General features: G+C 59.6%; 18 protein-coding genes. 13 read left to right on the top strand and 5 right to left on the bottom strand.

Annotated elements, in window-relative coordinates:
• Positions 1-44 precede the first annotated feature (44 nt).
• The 4 genes from HSW_RS15695 to HSW_RS15710 all read left to right on the top strand — a co-directional run bounded on the left by HSW_RS15695 (position 45) and on the right by HSW_RS15710 (position 4264).
• Positions 45-1349, top strand: coding sequence for a PAS domain-containing protein (locus tag HSW_RS15695; RefSeq protein ID WP_044002686.1), 1305 nt, complete (start codon positions 45-47; stop codon positions 1347-1349).
• 50 nt (positions 1350-1399) lie between these two features.
• Positions 1400-1750, top strand: a complete 351-nt coding sequence (locus tag HSW_RS15700) for a hypothetical protein (protein ID WP_044002687.1) — start codon at positions 1400-1402, stop codon at positions 1748-1750.
• A gap of 55 nt (positions 1751-1805) precedes the next feature.
• Positions 1806-3458, top strand: coding sequence for a M28 family peptidase (locus HSW_RS15705; RefSeq protein ID WP_044002688.1), 1653 nt, complete (start codon positions 1806-1808; stop codon positions 3456-3458).
• 269 nt (positions 3459-3727) lie between these two features.
• Positions 3728-4264 carry a hypothetical protein gene (locus HSW_RS15710; RefSeq protein ID WP_044002689.1) on the top strand — a complete coding sequence of 179 codons (537 nt, stop codon included), beginning with the start codon at positions 3728-3730 and terminating at the stop codon, positions 4262-4264.
• Positions 4265-4277: 13 nt separating this feature from the next.
• Here the strand turns inward: HSW_RS15710 and HSW_RS15715 are convergent, their stop codons facing one another.
• From HSW_RS15715 to HSW_RS15725, 3 genes are all read right to left on the bottom strand, one after another.
• Positions 4278-5816 carry a glycosyltransferase family 39 protein gene (locus HSW_RS15715; RefSeq protein WP_052346518.1) on the bottom strand — a complete coding sequence of 513 codons (1539 nt, stop codon included), beginning with the start codon at positions 5814-5816 and terminating at the stop codon, positions 4278-4280.
• A 143-nt stretch (positions 5817-5959) separates the two neighbouring features.
• Positions 5960-6094: a hypothetical protein gene (locus HSW_RS24980; protein WP_262489384.1), complete on the bottom strand. Its 135-nt coding sequence runs from the start codon at positions 6092-6094 to the stop codon at positions 5960-5962.
• A 292-nt stretch (positions 6095-6386) separates the two neighbouring features.
• Complete coding sequence (locus HSW_RS15725) at positions 6387-6641, bottom strand: hypothetical protein (protein WP_044002691.1); 255 nt, start codon at positions 6639-6641, stop codon at positions 6387-6389.
• 119 nt (positions 6642-6760) lie between these two features.
• Here HSW_RS15725 and HSW_RS15730 point away from each other — a divergent pair, with 119 nt between their 5' ends.
• Positions 6761-8107, top strand: coding sequence for a YfcC family protein (locus HSW_RS15730; RefSeq protein ID WP_044002692.1), 1347 nt, complete (start codon positions 6761-6763; stop codon positions 8105-8107).
• Positions 8108-8192: 85 nt separating this feature from the next.
• On the opposite strand, the gene HSW_RS15735 is transcribed toward HSW_RS15730, so the two are convergent.
• On the bottom strand, positions 8193-8594 hold the full coding sequence (locus HSW_RS15735; protein ID WP_044002693.1) for a DUF6960 family protein: 402 nt from the start codon (positions 8592-8594) through the stop codon (positions 8193-8195).
• Positions 8595-8822: 228 nt separating this feature from the next.
• On the opposite strand from HSW_RS15735, the gene HSW_RS15740 reads away from it, so the two are divergent.
• From HSW_RS15740 to trpS, 8 genes are all read left to right on the top strand, one after another.
• Positions 8823-10643 carry an alpha-amylase family glycosyl hydrolase gene (locus HSW_RS15740; protein ID WP_044002694.1) on the top strand — a complete coding sequence of 607 codons (1821 nt, stop codon included), beginning with the start codon at positions 8823-8825 and terminating at the stop codon, positions 10641-10643.
• Positions 10644-10793: 150 nt separating this feature from the next.
• The gene (locus HSW_RS15745; RefSeq protein ID WP_052346519.1) at positions 10794-12632 is read left to right on the top strand and encodes a glycosyltransferase; all 1839 of its coding nucleotides are present in this window, start codon (positions 10794-10796) and stop codon (positions 12630-12632) included.
• Positions 12633-12738: 106 nt separating this feature from the next.
• Positions 12739-13563, top strand: coding sequence for a DUF4198 domain-containing protein (locus tag HSW_RS15750; protein ID WP_044002695.1), 825 nt, complete (start codon positions 12739-12741; stop codon positions 13561-13563).
• A gap of 102 nt (positions 13564-13665) precedes the next feature.
• Positions 13666-14040 carry an STAS domain-containing protein gene (locus HSW_RS15755; protein ID WP_044002696.1) on the top strand — a complete coding sequence of 125 codons (375 nt, stop codon included), beginning with the start codon at positions 13666-13668 and terminating at the stop codon, positions 14038-14040.
• Between the two features lie 177 nt (positions 14041-14217).
• Positions 14218-15135 (top strand): ribonuclease Z, encoded by a 918-nt coding sequence (locus tag HSW_RS15760; protein WP_044002697.1) that lies wholly within the window; start codon positions 14218-14220, stop codon positions 15133-15135.
• 151 nt (positions 15136-15286) lie between these two features.
• Positions 15287-16036 (top strand): queuosine precursor transporter, encoded by a 750-nt coding sequence (locus HSW_RS15765; protein ID WP_044002698.1) that lies wholly within the window; start codon positions 15287-15289, stop codon positions 16034-16036.
• A 24-nt stretch (positions 16037-16060) separates the two neighbouring features.
• A complete protein-coding gene (locus HSW_RS15770; protein ID WP_044002699.1) occupies positions 16061-16696 on the top strand; it encodes a hypothetical protein in 636 nt (211 codons plus the stop codon).
• Between the two features lie 18 nt (positions 16697-16714).
• Positions 16715-17692: a tryptophan--tRNA ligase gene (trpS, locus tag HSW_RS15775; protein WP_044002700.1), complete on the top strand. Its 978-nt coding sequence runs from the start codon at positions 16715-16717 to the stop codon at positions 17690-17692.
• Positions 17693-17888: 196 nt separating this feature from the next.
• Here the strand turns inward: trpS and HSW_RS15780 are convergent, their stop codons facing one another.
• A complete protein-coding gene (locus tag HSW_RS15780) occupies positions 17889-18731 on the bottom strand; it encodes a hypothetical protein (RefSeq protein ID WP_044002701.1) in 843 nt (280 codons plus the stop codon).
• Positions 18732-18939 lie beyond the last annotated feature (208 nt).

Below are 18939 nucleotides of genomic sequence, written 5' to 3' on the forward strand. Positions count from 1 at the left end.
CCCGTAGCACGCCGATTCGCCAACTTCTTCCCGCTTCTTGTTTTATGCCTGCTCCCGCTTTTCCAGTCGATTATCAGCAGCTTTTTCACTCGCTCCCTGATAATTTTCTGCTGATAGCTCCCGATGCCGACGCGACGATTCTCGATAATACCGATAGTCACGTAGCGGTGTCCCTGAAAAGCCGGGAGGCGGCCGTGGGCAAACCTTTCTTTGAGGCGTATCCGGCCAGCGACGACGCTTCGGCCCGTACTATCCAAGAGTCGCACGAGCATGTGCGCCAGTACCGGGAGCCACACACCATGCCGCTCATCCGCTACGACTTGGAGCGGCCGGCCGAGCAGGGTGGCGGACTGCAGGAGCTGTACTGGGAAGCTACGCACTACCCGATTCTCGACAAACAAGGGCACCTGCAGTTTATTCTGCAGCGCACCCAGGACGTGACAGAGCGGTACCTGGCGGAGCAGCGCAGCCAGCAGATGCAGCGGGAGCTGGATGAGCAGCAGGAGCGCACCCGTTTTATTCTGGAGGCCCTACCCGTGATGGTGTGGACCAACCGGCCCGATGGCTCCACCGATTACTTTAACACCCGTTGGCTGGAGTTTACCGGCCGGGCCTTAGCCGATACCGTTGGCTGGAACTGGACGCAGGACATTCATCCAGACGACCTAACCAATGTGGAAACGTTCTGGGCCAAAGCCCGCTCAACTGGCTCGGAGCTGCAGACCGAGTATCGCCTGCGCCGCCACGATGGGCAGTTCCGCTGGGTGCTGGTACGGGCTCTGCCCCGCTTTGCTGCCGATGGCCAGCTGCTGATGTGGGTGGGCTGCGGCACCGATATCCACGATCAGAAACTGATGGTGGAGGAGCTGCTGGAACAGAACGAGCAGCAGGCTATGCTTTCCGACCAAGCCTATGAAACGTTCCGGCAGATGCAGCAGCAACGCGAAACGTTCTACAACCTGTTTATGCACACGCCGGCCCTCATCTGCATTCTGCGGGGCCCGGAGCATCGTTACGAGTTCGTGAATCCGGAGTATCAGAAACTATTTCCGAACCGTGCGCTAGTAGGCCACGCGGTAGCCGAAGCCTTACCCGAAATTGCGGAACAAGGCATTCTTGAGCTGCTGGACAATGTGTACACAACTGGCACGCCGTTCATCGGCAATGAGATACCTATTCTGCTGGACTGGAAAAATACCGGCCAGGTAGAACCGGCCTATTTTAATTTCACGTATCAGCAGTTCCAGGAGCAGGGCCAAACCTCCGGCATTACGGTTTTTGCCGTTAATGTTACGGATTTGGTCGTGGCACGTAAGGCCCTCGAAAACCCCGGCTCCGATGTACGATAGGTTCCGGTTTGCTATCTTCCCGGTAAGCGGGCCTCAATACAAAAAAAAGCATGGAACTGAGTAGGCTGGATTTTCAGCAGGCCCGCATTAAGCAGGTGCTGTTCAAGTCGCGGCTGCGCTCCGTTTTATACGGTGTGCGGGAGCCCGACCCGGCCTTGTTTTCACTGGCCGATAACCCGCTGGGCGCGTGGCTGCATTCGGTGGTGAAGCCCCAATATGGCACTAGTCTGCCCTATCAGCGGCTGGAGCAGGAACTGCAGCGCATGCTGTTCACCGGCCGCGACTTAGTACAGCAGTACCAGCGGGGCCAGTTGGAAGAATCCCGCTCCGGCCTGGAAAAGCTCGATGCCCACGCTACCCGCATGGAAACCCTGCTGCAGGAACTGGAGCAGCTGGTGTAGTCCGATTGTCAAGGCTGCGCTGGCCGAAAAGGGACAGGCTTCGTATTTTGGGGCAATGAAATTCCCCTCCTTATTCCTGACAGCGGGTATGGCCCTGGGGCCCCTGGTCAGTCCGGCCCAAACCATCAGCAAAAAAGTAGACAAGGCCCTGCGCCAGGTCCGGCCCGACGATATCAAGGCCCATATTCAGTACCTGGCCGATGACCGGCTGCTGGGCCGCAAGCCCGGCACGCCGGGCTATCAGCTGGCTGTGGAGTATGTTACAGAGCAGCTCCGCAGCTTTGGGGTGCAGCCGGCCGGCGAGGAGGGCAGCTTTACCCAACGGGTGCGGCTGCGGCGCGCCACGGTCCGGCCCGGTGCCACCGTCACGTATCAGCCAACCACCGCTTCTCTGGTGCTGGCACCGGCTGAAGTCCATCTGTACCCGCACCCCGAGCAGCCCCAGACTCAGCTTGCCCCGAGCGGCCTGGCGTTTGTCGGCTACGGCATTTCGGCTCCCGACCAGGGGTATGATGATTACCAGAATCTGGACGTGAAGGGCAAGGTGGTGGTGATTGTGCGCGGAGCCCCGCGCCGCTTCCCTAGTACCGTGGCCGCCGCCAGCCAGGACCAGACTTTGCTGGTGCAAACGGCGGCGCACCATGGCGCGGTAGGCGTGTTGTTTGCCAGTGCCCGCCCTGCCCCGGCTACGGCGGCCACGGCTCCTGCCCGGCCGCTTGCCACCACCAGCGTGTTAGGCCCCGATGGCCGGGTGGCCGCTGCCCGGGGTTTTATCAGCGGCTCTGGGGTAGCGTTGACCGGCACGCTTTCGGCAGCTGGCTTACAGATTTTGCTGCTGAATGCCGCCACCGATACCGCCCGGGTGCTAAGTGCCTTGCGCCAGGGTACGCCCGCGCCGGTGGCCCTGCGCGGTACCCTGGCGGCCAGTTGGGCCTCGGCGTACCAGGATTTTGATTCGTACAACGTGGTGGGTAAGATTCCGGGCTCCGACGCGCGCCTCCGTGACGAGTACGTGGTGCATTCCGCCCACCTCGACCATTTGGGCGTGGGCGTGCCCGTGCAGGGCGACTCCATCTATAACGGGGCCCATGATAATGCCTCGGGGGTGGCTTCGGTGCTGGAAATTGCCCGGCTGTACAGCCATCTGAAGCAGAAACCCCGACGCAGCATTCTGCTGGTGCTGCAGACTGGTGAGGAGCTGGGGCTGCTGGGGTCGGCGTATTTCGCGGCCCGGCCCACGGTACCCAAAACCAGCCTCGTGGCTGATGTGAATACCGATATGCCCACCATTATTGCCCCGCTGTTATCGGTGGTACCGCTGGGGGCGCAGCACTCCTCCCTGGCCCGGCCCGTGGCCGAAGCGGCCCGCTACCTCAACCTGACGGTGGAGGAAGACCCCGAGCCCGACCAGAACCGCTTTATCCGTTCCGATCAGTACAGCTTCGTGGCCCAGGGCATTCCGGCGTTGCACATCAAGTATGGCAACCGTACGCCCGACGGCAAAAACAACTTGGCCGAGCAGGTGCAAAAGTGGCGGGCCGTCACCTACCACAAACCCCAGGACGACAGCAACGGCACCTTTGATTTTGCAGCGGGCCAGAAATACGTGCAGCTCAATTTCCTCATCGGCTACCTGGTGGCTCAGGACTCGCAACGGCCCACCTGGAACCCGGGCGACTTTTTTGGCCAGCGTTTCGGGGGCAAATAGCGCACAGCAACCCGGTTATGGCTCGAAACAACCTGCGGAATGATAACCAGGTTGCATGATTTTCGGGGTAAATTTCCGAATATTAACCGCGTAACCGTTGGGCTTGCTACTGTAGGTGCTCCGGGATATTCCGTCCGCGTTTATGGCGGGCGCAGCAGCTTATCCAGCACCCTTTCCGCATGATTATCTACGGCTACCGTTCCTCGCATCTACTTACTGAGCCCGTAGCGGGCAATTGCCTGGCATGCTCGGCAACAAGCGGGCTGCGAATGAGTGTTTTTGGCCGCTATGCGCACGTTTATTGGATTCCGCTGTTTCCCATCGGGAAAGTCGGGGCGTCGGAATGCGGCCACTGCCGACAGGTGCTGCAGCCCAAAGAGATGGAGCCCGGCTTGCGCCAGGTGTTCCAGGAACTGAAGCGCCGGACGCGGGCACCGTGGTGGCATTTTACGGGTGTTCTGCTGGCGGTAGCGGCACTGGGCTGGATTCTGCTGGCAAACAGCAACAACCAGCGGGCCAACCATTCCTTCATTACCACGCCGCACAAAGGCGACCTGTACCACATCCGCACCAGCAACGGCCACTATTCTCTCTGGAAGGTGCAGGAAGTAGCCGGCAACGCCGTAAAGCTGCTCGCTAACAACTACGAAATTGATAACGAAACCAAAGTTCAGGAGCTGAACCGGCCCGAAAATTACGCGCCGGACCCGCTGGAACTCACACGCTACGACCTGAGCATTATGCTGGAAAAGGATGAAATAGTAGATGTAGAGCGTCCGGAGGCCAGCCTGCTCGTAAAGAAATAACGGGTCGGACGCCTTAGAATCGGCCCCACCGGGCCAGCTCCTCCCGCCTTTCCCGCTGCACGCGGCGCACCAGAACACTATCCGGCGCGGTGCCCAGCAGAATGGCCGTACCCCGCTCCCGGGCGTAGGGGTTGCGCACCTCCTCTACCCGGCAGAACGAGCGGAAGTGGGCGGCGAGGTTGTCGGGTTCATCATCAATCAGCAGCACGTAACGCCAAGGCAGCGGCGGGGCCTGGCTCTGCCAGAACAAATAGCTGCCGTTGAAGCTGTGCGCGGCGGGCATGGGCCGGTGGCGGTTATAGTAGTTGATGGCCCCGGCCTGCCCGTAGTTGGCCGTAAGAATGAGCGTCCGGGTGCGGGTAGCGGCGGGCAGGGCCTGGTAAGCGGCCCAGGTTTTATCGGCCAGTTCCTGCCAGCCCAGCATATCGGCGAAATCCTGGGGCAGCGGATGGTCATGGCCGTCTTCCCAGCGCAGGATTCCGGTGCCCTGAAAGCGCCGGCCGATTGCCTGCATCCGGGCCGGGGGCTCCAGCGTGAACAACAGCGGCAGCACCGGCACGCTGCACGCCAGCGGCACCAGCAGCAGCGCCGGCCGCAGCACCCGCCCTGCCCGGGGCAGACGGCCCAGCACCCTCTCCCACCACACGGCCCCAACGGCCAGCAGAATGGGGTAATACCCCAGCGAATAGTAGCTTTTGCCGTGCAGCACCGTCAGCAGCAGCAGCCCGCCGCAATACGTCAGGCCTACTGCGCGGTAGGGCCGCAGGCGGGGGCCCAGCAGCAAGGCCACCAAACCCGGCACCCACACCCACACGCCCGGAAAATTCATCAGCACCTGGTCCTTCCAGAAATCGGCTACCGACACGTTTACCAGCTGGGTTTCGTGCAGCAGCTCCATGTGGTGCCGGAACGGGATGCTGTGCCCCAGCTGCCAGAGCAGGTTGGGCAGCCACAGCAGCAATGCCAGCCCGGCCCCCAGCCAGAAGCCGCGCGTAGCCAGCACCCGTCGCATGGGCGTAAGCAGCAGGGCAACGCCCAACGCGGCAATAAAGAACAGGGCCGAATACTTGTTCAGTAGTGCCAGCCCCAATAGCCCGCCAATGCCGTACCACCAGCGCGGCTCCGGCTCCTGCTGATACCGGATCAGCAGATAGCACACCGCCGTAAAAGCCAGCACCTCAAACGAATTGGGTTGAAACAGGAAGTTGAGCCGGGCATACGCGCCCACTAGGTAGCACAGCCCCGCCAGCACCACGGCCCAGGTCCCGCCACCCAGCCGCTGTACGGCCCTGGCTATTACATACACTGTAAGGCTACCCCAGAGCAGCGGCCAGAACTTCACCCAGAACCAGCCGCCGCCCAGTGCCAGCGTACACCAGCTTTGCAGGGCCGTGAGCGGAGGCACTTCCAGGTAGCCCCAAGCCAGGTGCCGGCCGTAGTCCAGGTATAGGTATTCGTCGCGGTGCAGGTCGTAGGCCTGACTGGCCAGCAGCATGCCGGAGGCGAATTTCAGCAGGGCAAGCAGCAGCGGCAGGAAACGGGACGGATTCATGGCCTGAATATAGCGTGTCGGCTATACCATTTTGCCGCCTGATCTTTATTACTGTCCGCCAGCAACTACTGTTACTGTTTTTCTGCCTTCGCTGGAGCGTGGCTGCTCCCGGAACCAGGAGCACACTGCCGGAACGCCAGCTACTACCGCTGCGCCATGAATTCGTCGGGGGAATGCCAGCGTTGGACAGCTTCCGTGATGAGCTGCAGAGGCTCGGGCCACGCCTGCTTGTTGAGCAGGCAATCAACAAGCAGGCTATGGTCGGGCTGACGAGCCACGTATACTCTCAGAAAGCGTAGGGCAGCAGATTTGGTTGGGCCTGTGCAGCTCGCACGGACTAAGCAGGAGTTGGTACCCTAGCTGCGTTACCTATATATCTGAGCTCAATAGTTGCCTGCGTGACGGCCAACAGCCGCATCTGTTCGCTTTCCGAGGAATATACTGCCGCCGAACCCTTACTCGCCTACGCCTGCTCGGAAGTTGCCGCCAGACGCGTAAGGCGTTTAAGCCAACCTGATAGAAACGCTCTATAAGCACCAGATTTTACGTCCGGGAGATATCCCGAAAGTACTATCGGGCTCCTAATTCCTTCGGTAGCCGAATAGTTTCCAAATACTCATGCAGGCCGGCAGGGTGCTGGAACAGGTGAATGAACAGGATGCGGGTTTCGTCCCACTCGCACCACTCCTCGGCGTAGAAGTCGCCCAGCGCAAACAGCCGCAGTCGGAAACTGTCCTGCCGCCGTTCAGCCAGCAGGTGACCGTGCTGAAGCAAATGCTCCGCTTGGCGGTACATATGCAGCTGTTTGAACTCGGTGTATTTCATGGGCAGCCCTCAGAACCCGAAGATACACCATCCGGGTTCCGGGGAGCCACTTATCTGGCAGCCCAGAATGAAGTTCTGTCTGACGTTTCAGCACTTCACGACTTCCTTACCTTCGCGGGATGAAGACGATTCGCTTTCCGCACCCGCTGGTTTTGCTGGTGGGTTTTATTCTACTGGCCTGCGCCCTGAGCTACGTGCTACCGGCTGGTGTGTTTGCCCGCCACCCCGACGCGGCTACCGGCCGCGAGGTGGTGGTGGCTGGCTCTTACCACCGCGTGCCCGCCACGCCCGTCAGTCCGCTACAAGCCCTGGTGGATATTCCCAAAGGTCTGATAGACGCGGCGGCCGTGATTTTTCTGGTGTTTCTGGCCGGCGGCGCGTTTACGGTAGTCGACCTCACCGGGGCGCTACGCCGGGGCGTGGATTGGCTGCTGGAGAAATTCCAGGGGCGCGAGGCGGTGGTAATTCCCATCATTTCGGTGCTGTTTGCTACCATGGGCGCGCTGGAAAACATGCAGGAGGAAATTGTGCCGCTGGTGCCGGTACTGCTCATTCTCATGCGGCGCATTGGGTACCCCACCCTCACGGCGGCGGCCGTCAGCATTGGGTCGGCGGCGGTGGGCGCGGCGTTTAGTCCGCTCAACCCGTTTCAGGTAGGCATTGCCCAGAAGCTGGCCCAACTGCCGCTGCTGTCGGGCGGCGGGTTTCGGCTGGTATTCCTACTGCTGGCCCTCACCATCTGGATTGGCGGCACCGTACGCTACGCCCTGCGCCACCGCCTGCCACCCGAAACCGCCGAAGCGGCCGATCCGGGCGTTGCGGCCGGCGGCCGCAACCACGGCCTGGTGTTGCTGTTGCTATTCACGGGTTTCGCCTTTTTCGCCTACGGGGTGCTGAAGCTGGGCTGGGAGTTCGAGCAGATGGCGGCCCTGTTCTTCACGCTGGGCGTGGTAGCCGGTCTGGTGGGCGGGCTGGGCCTTACCGGCACGGCCGAGGGCTTCATTGCCGGTTTCCGCGACATTGCCTTTTCGGCTCTGCTCATCGGGTTTGCCCGCGCCATTTTTGTGGTCCTGGAACAGGGCCAAGTGGTCGATACCATCGTCAACAGCATGTCGGCCCCGCTGGCCGGGCTGCCCGCCTGGGTGGCGGCTTTGGGCATGATGGGCGTACATACAGCTTTGCACCTGCCGGTGCCCTCGGTGAGCGGCCAGGCCGTCCTGACCATGCCCCTACTGGTGCCCCTCTCCGACCTCATCGGCCTCTCCCGGCAGGTTACGGTGCTGGCCTACCAGTACGGGGCCGGCCTCTGCGAGCTAATAACCCCCACCAACGGTGCCCTCATGGCCATTGTGGCGGCCTGCGGCGTGCGGTTTGATGAGTGGTGGAAGTTTGTGCTGCCCCTGTATCTGGCACTGTTAGCCCTTGGGGCACTGGCCGTGGTAGTGGGCATTGCAGTGGGCGTATAGTGAGTAACGGCGTAGCGGAGTAACTGAGTAATCGTTCTGCGGCCCCAAACGGCACTATCAGTAGAACGATTACTCAGTTACTCTATTATTGCAATTCCAGTTCCCGCGCCTCAAACACGCGCTTTATTTTGCGTTTTTTCTCGACCAGCTGAAAGCGAAAAGCATCAGCGGCTTCGTCGTAATACACATCGGAAATCAGTCCCTCATGGGCGGGCTGGTCTTCGGCGGGGTCAGTTTCCACCACCAGGTCCCCGAAGCTGAATGGCGGGCGCATGTACAGTTCTGTGAACAGCTCCCGGCTGACTTTGAATTGCTGCTCATCGTAACGCAGCATAATCCAGTCGTCGGTTTCATCGATTTTTTCGAACACCTTACCCAATGGCTCCAGCCACTCAAACGTGCGGCGGTTGGCAGGATGAATGTAACGTAGCCCATAGTCGGGCGTCCAGGAGTACAGACCGTATACGACAGGTTTGGGACGTGGCACGCGAAGCAGATTGGCGGGTGAGGAACGGACTGATAACCGTCGTAAGCAACGGCAGGTTCACCACAAAGCTACAGCCCGGCGCAGGCACAGGCTCCTTCCACACCGCACAAAGTGCCAAACCCTTAATTGCCAGTCAACTGCCCATACATAGAATAACCTTAATGCTTCGGATTCAGTAAACGGCATAGTCACTGTTGACCTTTTGTGCTGCTTTTCTTCGACAAACCAATGCCTTATTTAGATACTCCCCACTCTGCCAGTGTGCTGCAAAGTGGAATGGGAGCCATTCCGCACGAGCAGGGTACTACCTTCCGCGTGTGGGCTCCGGCTGCTACGGCCGTAGCCCTGGTAGGTCCGTTCAATGAGTGGAATACCATTACCCACCCGCTTACGCACGAAGCCGACGGCTATTGGGCCGCTGATTTTGCTGACCTCGGCCCCGGCACCGAATATAAATTTCACCTGACCACTCCCACCGGCGAGCTGCGCAAAAACGACCCGTACGCCCGCGAGGTGACGCACTCCGCCGGCAACTCCGTAGTGCACGACCCCAACTTTGAGTGGGGTGATGATGCCTTCCAGATGCCCGCCTGGAACGAGCTGGTGATTTACGAGTTGCACGTAGGCACCTTCCATGCGCCTGACCCCGAGCGACCGGGCAACTTTTACGATGCCATTGAGAAGCTCGACCACCTAGTGGAGCTGGGGATTAACGCCGTGGAAATTATGCCGGCCACGGAGTTTCCGGGCAGCCTGAGCTGGGGCTACAACCCGGCGCACCCTTTCGCCATCGAAATTGACTACGGCGGCCCCACAGCGTTCAAGGAATTCATCAAGCAGGCCCACCGGCGCGGCATTGCCGTGATTCTGGATGTAGTGTACAACCACTTCGGTCCCGGTGATTTAGACCTCTGGCAGTTTGATGGCTGGCAGGAAAACGACGGCGGGGGCATTTACTTCTACAACGACTGGCGCGCCGAAACCCCCTGGGGCCACAACCGCCCCGATTTCGGCCGAGAGGCCGTGCGCCGTTACATCCGCGACAATGCCCTGATGTGGCTGGAGGACTTCCGGCTGGATGGCCTGCGTTGCGACGCCATTGCCCACATCCGGAACGTGGACGGTACCAACGACCCGAGCCGCGACCTGCCCGATGGCTGGAGCCTGATGAAGTGGATCAACGAGGAAATCCGGGAACGGATGCCCTGGAAAATCACCATTGCCGAGGACCTGATGGGCAATGACTACATCACTCGTGCGCCCGAGGAAGATGGCCAGGGCTTCTCCTCGCAGTGGGACTCCCGCTTTGTGTACCCCATCCGAGACGCGCTGGTGACACCTAACGACGATGACCGGAACATGCACGCTGTGGCCGAAGCTGTGGAAGCCCGCTACAACGGCGACGCCTTCCAGCGCGTGGTGTACACGGAAAGCCACGACGAGGTAGCCAATGGTAAAGCGCGCGTGGCGGAGGAAATCATGCCCGGTAACGCCGCTTCCTGGTTTCCCAAAAAACGCTCGACGCTGGGTGCTGCGCTGGTATTCACCGTGCCCGGCATCCCCATGATTTTTCAGGGCCAGACCATGCTGGCCGATGGTTCCTTCTCCGACGACCAGCCCCTGGACTGGGCCCGTGCCGACGAGCACGCCGGGTTGGGCCGCCTGTACCAGGACCTGATCCGGTTACGCCGCAACCTGGATGGCCACACCCGCGGCTTGCTGGGCCAGAGTGTGGATGTGCATCATCTCAACAACGAGGACAAAATCCTGGCCTTTATCCGTCGCGACAAAGGCGGCCCCGGCGACACAACGATTGTGCTTTGCAACTTCGCTGACCGCTCGCACCCGGAGTATACCATTGGCCTGCCGCGCAGTGGCCGCTGGCGCGTACGCTTCAACTCCGACTGGGAGGGCTACGACCAGGAGTTCGGCAACTTCGAAAGTGTGGACACGCACGCGGAGGAAGGCGTATACGATGACCAGCCGTACCACGGCACCATCGGCCTGGCCCCCTACTCCGTGCTGATTCTGTCGCAGGACCCGCAGTAGCAGTCAGTACCCAGATTGATCTGTCAGGCGGCGTTTTGCCGGAAGCTCCGCAGGCTCCGGCAAAACGCCGTTTTTTATTGTTCCCAGGCTGCCGGAAACTCCGGCGGGCCGTATATCTTGCCGGTACTCCCATCCGTATTTCCGCTGCTAATGCAAGTCCCCGTTCCCACGCCCGAACCTATTGCCCCCGATGCCTTACTTGTGGAAGTGGCTTGGGAAGTATGTAACCAGGTAGGCGGCATCTACACCGTTATCCGCAGCAAAGTACCCGCCACCGTGCAGGCCTGGGACGACCGGTACTGCCTGCTTGGCCCGTATTTCGCCCACCAGGCCCAAGGCGAGTTTGAACCGTACGACGACTACCAGCTGGCTACCCTTTCTGACCCGTTTGCCGGAGCCGTGCGCGAGATGCGCAAGCAGGGCTACGATGTCCAGCTGGGCATCTGGCTGGTAACGGGCCGGCCTCGGGTCGTCCTCATCAACCCTTACCAGGGCTATCCGCAGCTGGGCCGTATCAAGTCTGACCTCTGGCACCACCACCACATCCCGATGCCCGACAACGACGACCTGTTGCACCAGGTGGTGGCATTCGGTGAGCTGGCCAAAGTATTTCTGCAGATTCTGGCGGCCGAAGTGGTACCACCCCAACGGCTGGTGGCCCACTTCCACGAGTGGATGACGGGCGTTGCCATTCCGGCGCTGCGCCGCGAGCAGGTGCCAGTGCATCTGGTCTTCACCACCCATGCTACCCTGCTGGGGCGGTACCTAGCCATGAACGACCCCAACTTCTACGACCACCTGATGCAGGTGGAGTGGCAGGGCGAGGCGCAGCATTTTAACATTGAGCCGGCCGTGACGATGGAGCGCGCCGCCGCGCATGGAGCCCACGTTTTCACCACCGTGAGCGAGCTGACGGTGCGGGAATGCATTTATCTGCTCGACCGGATTCCGGACGCGGTACTGCCCAACGGCCTCAACATTGAGCGGTTTGTAGCCCTGCACGAATTCCAGAACCTGCACCAGCAATACAAGTCGAAGATTCACGAGTTTGTGATGGCGCACTTTTTCCAGTCGTATTCCTTCGACTTGGACAAGACGCTGTACCTGTTCACCTCGGGCCGCTACGAGTATCACAACAAGGGTTTCGATATTACGCTGGAAGCCCTGGCCCGCCTCAACTACCGCCTGCAGCAAAGCGGCCTGGAAGGCAACGTGGTGATGTTCTTTATCACCAAACGGCCATTCCATAGCATCAACCCGCAGGTGCTCCAGAGCCGGGCCGTGCTAGAAGAAGTACAGGCCACTTGCGAAGCCATTGAGCAACAGGTGGGCGAGCGGCTGTTCTATGCCGCCGCCGCCAGCACCGACCACCGCCTGCCCGACCTCAGCAGCATGGTGGATGACTATTGGAAGCTACGCTACCGCCGCACCCTGCAAAGCTGGAAGACCACCAATCTGCCTCCCGTCATTACCCATAACCTGGTGGATGATGCCGGCGACGATATCCTGAACTTCCTGCGCCGCTCCAACCTCGTCAACAACCAGCACGACCGGGTAAAAATCGTCTATCATCCCGATTTCGTGTCACCCACCTCGCCTTTATTCGGGATGGAGTACGGGCAGTTTGTGCGCGGCTGTCACCTGGGCATTTTCCCGAGCTACTACGAGCCCTGGGGCTATACCCCGCTGGAGTGCGTAGCGCGCGGCGTACCGGCCATTACCTCCGACCTCTCCGGTTTCGGCGACTACGTGATGCAAACGGTGCCCGGCCATGAAGACAAGGGCATTTTTGTGGTGCAGCGCCAAGAGAAGAGCTTCGACGAGGCGGCGGAAGAGCTGACGGATATGCTCTGGGATTTTGTGCAGCTGACCCGCCGGGAGCGGATTATGCAGCGCAACAACGTGGAAAGCTCAGCCGAACTATTCGACTGGAAAAACCTGCGCGTGCACTACGACCGGGCTTACCAACTGGCCCTGGAGCGGCAGTAAAACCGTGCTGCTCCAGTAGCAGCAGGCGCATGTCGGGCGGAAGTGACTCCATCGGACATGCGCCTGCTGTTTGCCTTGTGTTCCCGTTAATGCCCACTGCTGACCAATGCAGAAATTCCTTCTTGCCGGGTTGCTGCTGATAACTACCACTAGTCTGGCCCGGGAGTTCTGGCTGGAGCCGGTGCGGTTCTGGGTGGCCCCGGGCACGGCCGTGCATGTCCGACGGGTGGTGGGCGAAAATTTCCGGGGTACCGCCTGGGTAGGCAAGCCGAGCCGCGTTACCCTTTTTACCCACTACGCGCCGGGGGTAGCTGCACGCAGCCTGCTGGCCGCCGCTCTTCCCGATACGCTCCAGAGCACTGTTCGGCTACTGCAGCCCGGGACGCACCTGCTGGCCCTGGCTACCAATAACGCCTCCGCTACGCTGGATGGCCCCAGCTTCACGGCTTATCTGCGCGCGGAGGGCCTAGACTATGCGCTGGCGCAGCGGGAGCAGCGCCACGAATCCGATAAGCCCGGCCGGGAGTTGTACCGGCGGTGCGCCAAGACCCTGATTCAGGTTGGCGCTCCTACTCCCTCCGACACCGCCCGGGCGTGGGTGCGAGCGGTGGGCCTGCCTCTGGAGCTGGTACCGGAACAGAACCCGTACCGCCTGCTGCCGGGGGCCGCTCTTACCGTTCAGGTGCTGCTGGCAGGCCGCCCGCTGGCGGGCCAGCCGGTAGTATTATGGCGGCGCGGAGCCCAGCCCACTACCGTTATCAGCAAGCTCCACAGTAACCAAAATGGCCGCGTGTTGTTTCGTTTATCGGAGCCGGGTGAGTACCTTGTCAGCACGGTACGCATTGAGCCGGCTCCCATTGCTGCCAATGCTGACTGGCAGAGTACCTGGAGCACGCTTACCTTTGGCCTAACCGGACCTAAACGACCGTAGTTTGCAGCTGTTGGTTCTTTTCTGGCTCTTCATCCGCTGCTCACGCCCAAATAGTTTTTTTGTTACCTTCGCAACTCCCGTAAACACCGAATAACCTGCGGTATGAAGTACTCCATAGATAAAAAGGAAACCTACACGATTATCACGATTGACGAGAAAAAGCTCGACACTACCGTTGCGCCGGACCTAAAATCGGAATTCGTGAAATTGAATGCTGAAGGCATTAATAACCTGATTCTGGACCTGAGCAACGTAAAGTATACCGATTCGTCGGGCCTGAGCTCGATCCTCATTGCTAACCGCCTCTGCAACTCTACCGGTGGTTTACTGGTGCTTACGGGTCTGCAGGACCATGTGATGAAACTCATCACAATCAGCAAACTGGAGTCTGTACTGCACATTCTGCCCACCGTGGAAGAAGGAATTGACCGCATCTTCCTGCACGCCATCGAGCGGGACCTGACCAGCAAAGAATAGTTCTTCGTGAACTGTTGGCTGTTGGCTGTTAGCTGTTAGTTTTCAACTGATGGCTACCGGCCAACAGCTTTTTCTTTTTCCCTGCTGGCTGTACTGGCTGTCGAACCAGGCTTCCAGAAACGACTTCTCTCACTTAACAACAGCTGACAGCCAACAGCTGATAGCCAGTAGCTGATTTTGGAGTTTGAGCTGAAAATTCTGGGCAGTGCGTCTGCCACCCCGTTCATGGACCGTCACCACACGGCGCAGGTCCTGACGGTGGGCGGCACCCAATACCTTATTGACTGCGGCGAAGGCACTCAACGCCGACTGATGGAGCAGAAAATCCGGCATCAGCGCATTCATACCATCTTCATCAGTCACCTCCACGGCGACCATTTTTTTGGCCTGTTCGGGTTGCTGGGCACCATGCACCTCAACGGTCGTACCGAACCGCTACGCCTGTTCGGGCCGGCCGGCCTGGATGAGGTGCTGACCACGCAGTTCCGGCATTCCTACACTCACCTTAATTTCGAACTGGAGTTTACGCCCGTAGACACCACGCAGCACATCCAGATTTTTGAGGACAAGAACCTGACGGTCCACACGCTGCCCATGCGGCACCGCATTCCGTGCTGCGGCTACCTGTTTCGGGAAAAACCCAAACGCCGCCGCCTGCTGGCAGAACGTTTACCCAATGGCCTCACCCCTACTCAGCTTACCGCCCTCACCCTCGGCGACGACCTGCTGGATGACTACGGTCAGGTGCTGGTGCCCAACGCGGAGGTAACGAGTGCTCCCAAACGCGCCCGTAGCTACGCCTTCTGCTCCGATACCCTGTATACCGAGCCGCTGGCCGAGCTGGTACACGGTGTGGACTTGCTGTATCACGAAGCTACCTTTCTGGACGACATGCGCGAACGGGCCGCCGTTACGCATCACTCCACGGCCCGCCAGGCCGGGCTGCTGGCCCGCCGTGCCCAGGTGCACCGTCTGCTCATCGGGCACTTCAGCAGCCGCTACCGCGACCTGGAGCCGCTGCTGGCCGAGGCCAAAACCCAGTTTGAGTGGACGGAGCTGGCCGTGGAAGGCCTGTCGGTTTCGCTGGCCGAATAACAGAACGTCATGCAGAGGGGCAGCCGAAGCATCTCGCGTGCTGATGTTGCGACACTATTCATCCGGCAGCACGCGTCATTCCTCGGCTGCCCCTCTGCATGACGTCCGTTTTAGTACCCGAAATCAACCGTTGATTTCCCTCTCTCCTACTATGCCCCAACCTTTATCCCACAAAAAGCAGCAGCTGTACTTGGTGCTCAGCGGTATTTTCATTGTGAATGCACTGCTGGCCGAAATAATCGGGGTTAAGATTTTCTCGGTGGATGCGCTGATGGGGCTGCCTGGCAACCTCACGGCGGGCGTGCTCATCTGGCCTGTGGTGTTCGTGACCACCGATATCATCAACGAGTACTTCGGCAAGGAAGGCGTATTGCGGGTGAGCTATCTCACGGTGGGCCTGATTCTGTTTGCCTTCCTCGTGATTTACGCTACTACCCTGCTGCCCCCGGCCGCCTTCTGGCTCGATGCCAACAAAGCCGACGCCCAGGGCCGGCCCTTCGACGTGGACTTCGCCTACCGCAACATTTTCCGGCAGGGGCTGGGCATTATCATGGGGTCCATTACGGCGTTTGGTATCGGGCAGCTGCTGGATGCTACCGTGTTTCAGCTGCTGCGCCGCGCTACCGGGGGCCGCTACGTGTGGCTGCGCGCCACGGGCTCCACGCTGGTTTCCCAGCTTGTGGATTCGTTTGTGGTGCTATTCGTGGCCTTCTATGTATTCGGCAACTGGACACTGGAGCAGGTCCTGAGCGTGGCCAATGCCAATTACTGGTATAAATTCGCGGCCGCCATCCTGCTCACGCCCGTGCTCTACCTCGCCCACTTCCTCATCGATCGGTACCTGGGCAACGAAGCCACCCGAGAGCTGCAGCAGGAAGCCGCCGCTGATGCGGCTGTATAGGCACCTTTTCATATCTCCATTCTAATGCGTTTTCTACTCTTATTCACTGCCCTGCTGCTACCACAGGTGCTGTTCGCTCAATTTGAATCGGGCTATTATGTACTGATCCGGGAGCCTAATGCCCGTCATGTGGCCCAAATCAAAATGCCAGATGAGAACAAGCTCTTCATTAAAGAAGGAGACCAGAAAAAGCAGGAGCTTGACCTAGAGCAAGTAGCGTACTTCAAGATGGGTAACAAAAATTACCGCCCGGTTAGTGGCCTTTCAATCAAGAAGGGCAAACAAACGATAACCCATGGTTTTGCTGAAGTGCTAGATAGTGGACAGGTAATGCTTTACGCCTACTCCTACTTGGTAACAAATTCCACCATGATGACTGGTAATGGAGTAATGTACGGCGGCGGATCATCCTGGGCGACCATTCATCTGGTTGAGAATACCGGTCAGCAAAACTTCACTATTATATCAGCCCCTAGCTTTACTGGCACGAACAAAGAGTTCAGGGAGACGCTACGGCCTTTCCTGGCGGCCCGGGCTGATATGGTAAAGTACTTGGATGCCAAACTGCTGCTCATTTATCATCTGGAAATGGCCGTCCGCGCCCTCAACCACGGTGAGGCCTTTGTACCGGTAGATCCGTGGAAGGCCACGACCAACTAACTTCATTTCTACTGCCCCATGTCCCGCATCCTCACCGGCATTCAGAGCACCGGCCGCCCGCATTTGGGCAACCTGCTCGGCGCCATCCTGCCCGCCATTGAACTCTCCAAAAGCAGCGCCAACGAAAGCCTGCTGTTCATTGCCGACCTTCACTCCCTCACCACTGTGCGCGACGCCGAGCTGCTGCGCCAGAATACCTACGCCGTGGCGGCCTCCTGGCTGGCCTGCGGCTTCGACACCGACAAGAACCTGTTCTACCGCCAGTCCGACGTGCCGCAGGTAACGGAGCTGACGTGGTATCTGAGCTGCTTCACGCCTTTCCCGATGCTGGCCAACGCCCACTCGTTCAAGGACAAGAGCGACCGGCTTTCCGACGTGAATGCGGGCCTGTTCACGTATCCGGTGCTGATGGCGGCCGATATCCTACTCTACGACGCGGAAATCGTGCCTGTGGGCAAAGACCAAGTGCAGCACCTGGAAATTGCGCGCGACATTGCCTCAGCCTTCAACAACCGCTACGGCGAAACCTTCGTGCTGCCCCAGTCGCGGGTGGACGAGCAGATCCAGACCATCCCCGGCCTCGACGGGCAGAAGATGAGCAAGAGCTACGGCAACATCATCGACATCTTCCTCGACGACAAGGCGCTGCTGAAGAACATCAAGCTCATCGTATCGGACAGCACGCCGCTGGAAGCTCCCAAAAACCCTGATACAGACACCACCTTCAAGCTTTTCTCGTTGCTGGCCACGCCCGAGCAAACCGCCGAGATGCGCCAGAACTACCTGAATGGCGGCTACGGCTACGGCCACGCCAAGCAGGCCCTGTACGAAGTTATCCGGAGCCGCTTCGCCCAGGAGCGGGAGCAGTTCAACTTCTACATGAACAACCTGCCCGAAGTGGACCGCAAGCTGGCTGAAGGTGCCGCCAAAGCCCAAGCCTACGGCTCCGAAGTACTCAACAAAGTCCGCGAGAAAGTGGGCTACCAGAAGCGGTAGAATACATCTGTCATTGCGAGGAGGCACGACGAAGCAATCCGTCCTCTTCAAGAGGCGACAAGTCTCAAACAAGCAGAAAGCCCCTGACGTCTGGACTGACATCAGGGGCTTTTGCATAGGTCAGGACTTAGCACTATGTGAAGGAAGGATTGCGTCGTCCTTCGTCCTCGCAATGACAGAGCTTCAACCTCACCACTTAATACGGCAGGCCGTCGATGGATTGGTGGCGCTGCTCGTGGTAGAAGCTGAAGCCGACTTTGCTGCCGCGGCTTACCTGCTGGTTTTCCAGCTTCTGCTTCACCGAAATCTTCTGGATATCGGTGAGCGGCGGGGCAATCAGGTCGTTGTTGACGGCCGCAATCATGGCACTTTCCACGAACAGGCGCAGGCTTTCCTCCGTCACGGGGTTATCCGACATATCGTTATCGGGTAGCTCCAGCTGCTGCACGCCTTCGAGGAAGTAGTGGCTATCGATGTTGATGAGTAGGCGGCCCACCAGGTAGCCGGGGTCATTGAGGCGCTGGTACTTGATGCTGTCGGCCATGAAATTGTAGGCCATAATGTGCCCGAAAAAGCGTCGCCGAAAGTCCTCTTCCACATATTTCGTGTCCATCGGGCCGTAGTCGTCGGGGAAGGTGACGATGTTGGAGTGCAGCACGAACACCAGCAGGTCGCCGCTGAAGCGGATGTGAAACTCCATGTCGTTTACCGGCCGGTACTCGATGATAACCGAGGAATCGACGGGCGTGATGCGCCGGCTCAGCTCCACCACCAGCTCCTGCGACACCTTGCGCAGCATATCAAACGTGGCGAGGGTGTTGCGGTAAATAGCCTGCTTCACCGAAGACTTCTGCTTGAGGCCATCGGAAATCAGGTCGAGGCGGTCTTGTGGTGAGGGGGCCGGCTCGCCGGGGGCATTGGGAGCATTGCCCTCGGAGTTGGGCGTGCCGGCCGTAGCGGGTGCGGTGTGGGGTGCGCCGGGCGTGCCGTCGTCGGTTTGGGGTGAGGTGGCGGGAGTGATGGGGGGCAGTTCGTCCATGTAGTAACAACGCAGCGGCAACCGGCCAGACCGGCCGCCAGTGAAACAAAGGCCAGGCCGAAGCCCGCACCCGTAAAGTAGTCTGTACGCAAAGTAGCCGCCTGGAAGTTTTGGCTGGGGCAGTAGCGCGAACTTTGTAGTTCGCGTCCCCGCACCGTTCGGAGACCCTGACGGCGCGGAAGCGCGCACTACAAAGTTCGCGCTACTG

It is taken from the genome of Hymenobacter swuensis DY53 (assembly GCF_000576555.1).
Lineage (GTDB): Bacteria > Bacteroidota > Bacteroidia > Cytophagales > Hymenobacteraceae > Hymenobacter > Hymenobacter swuensis.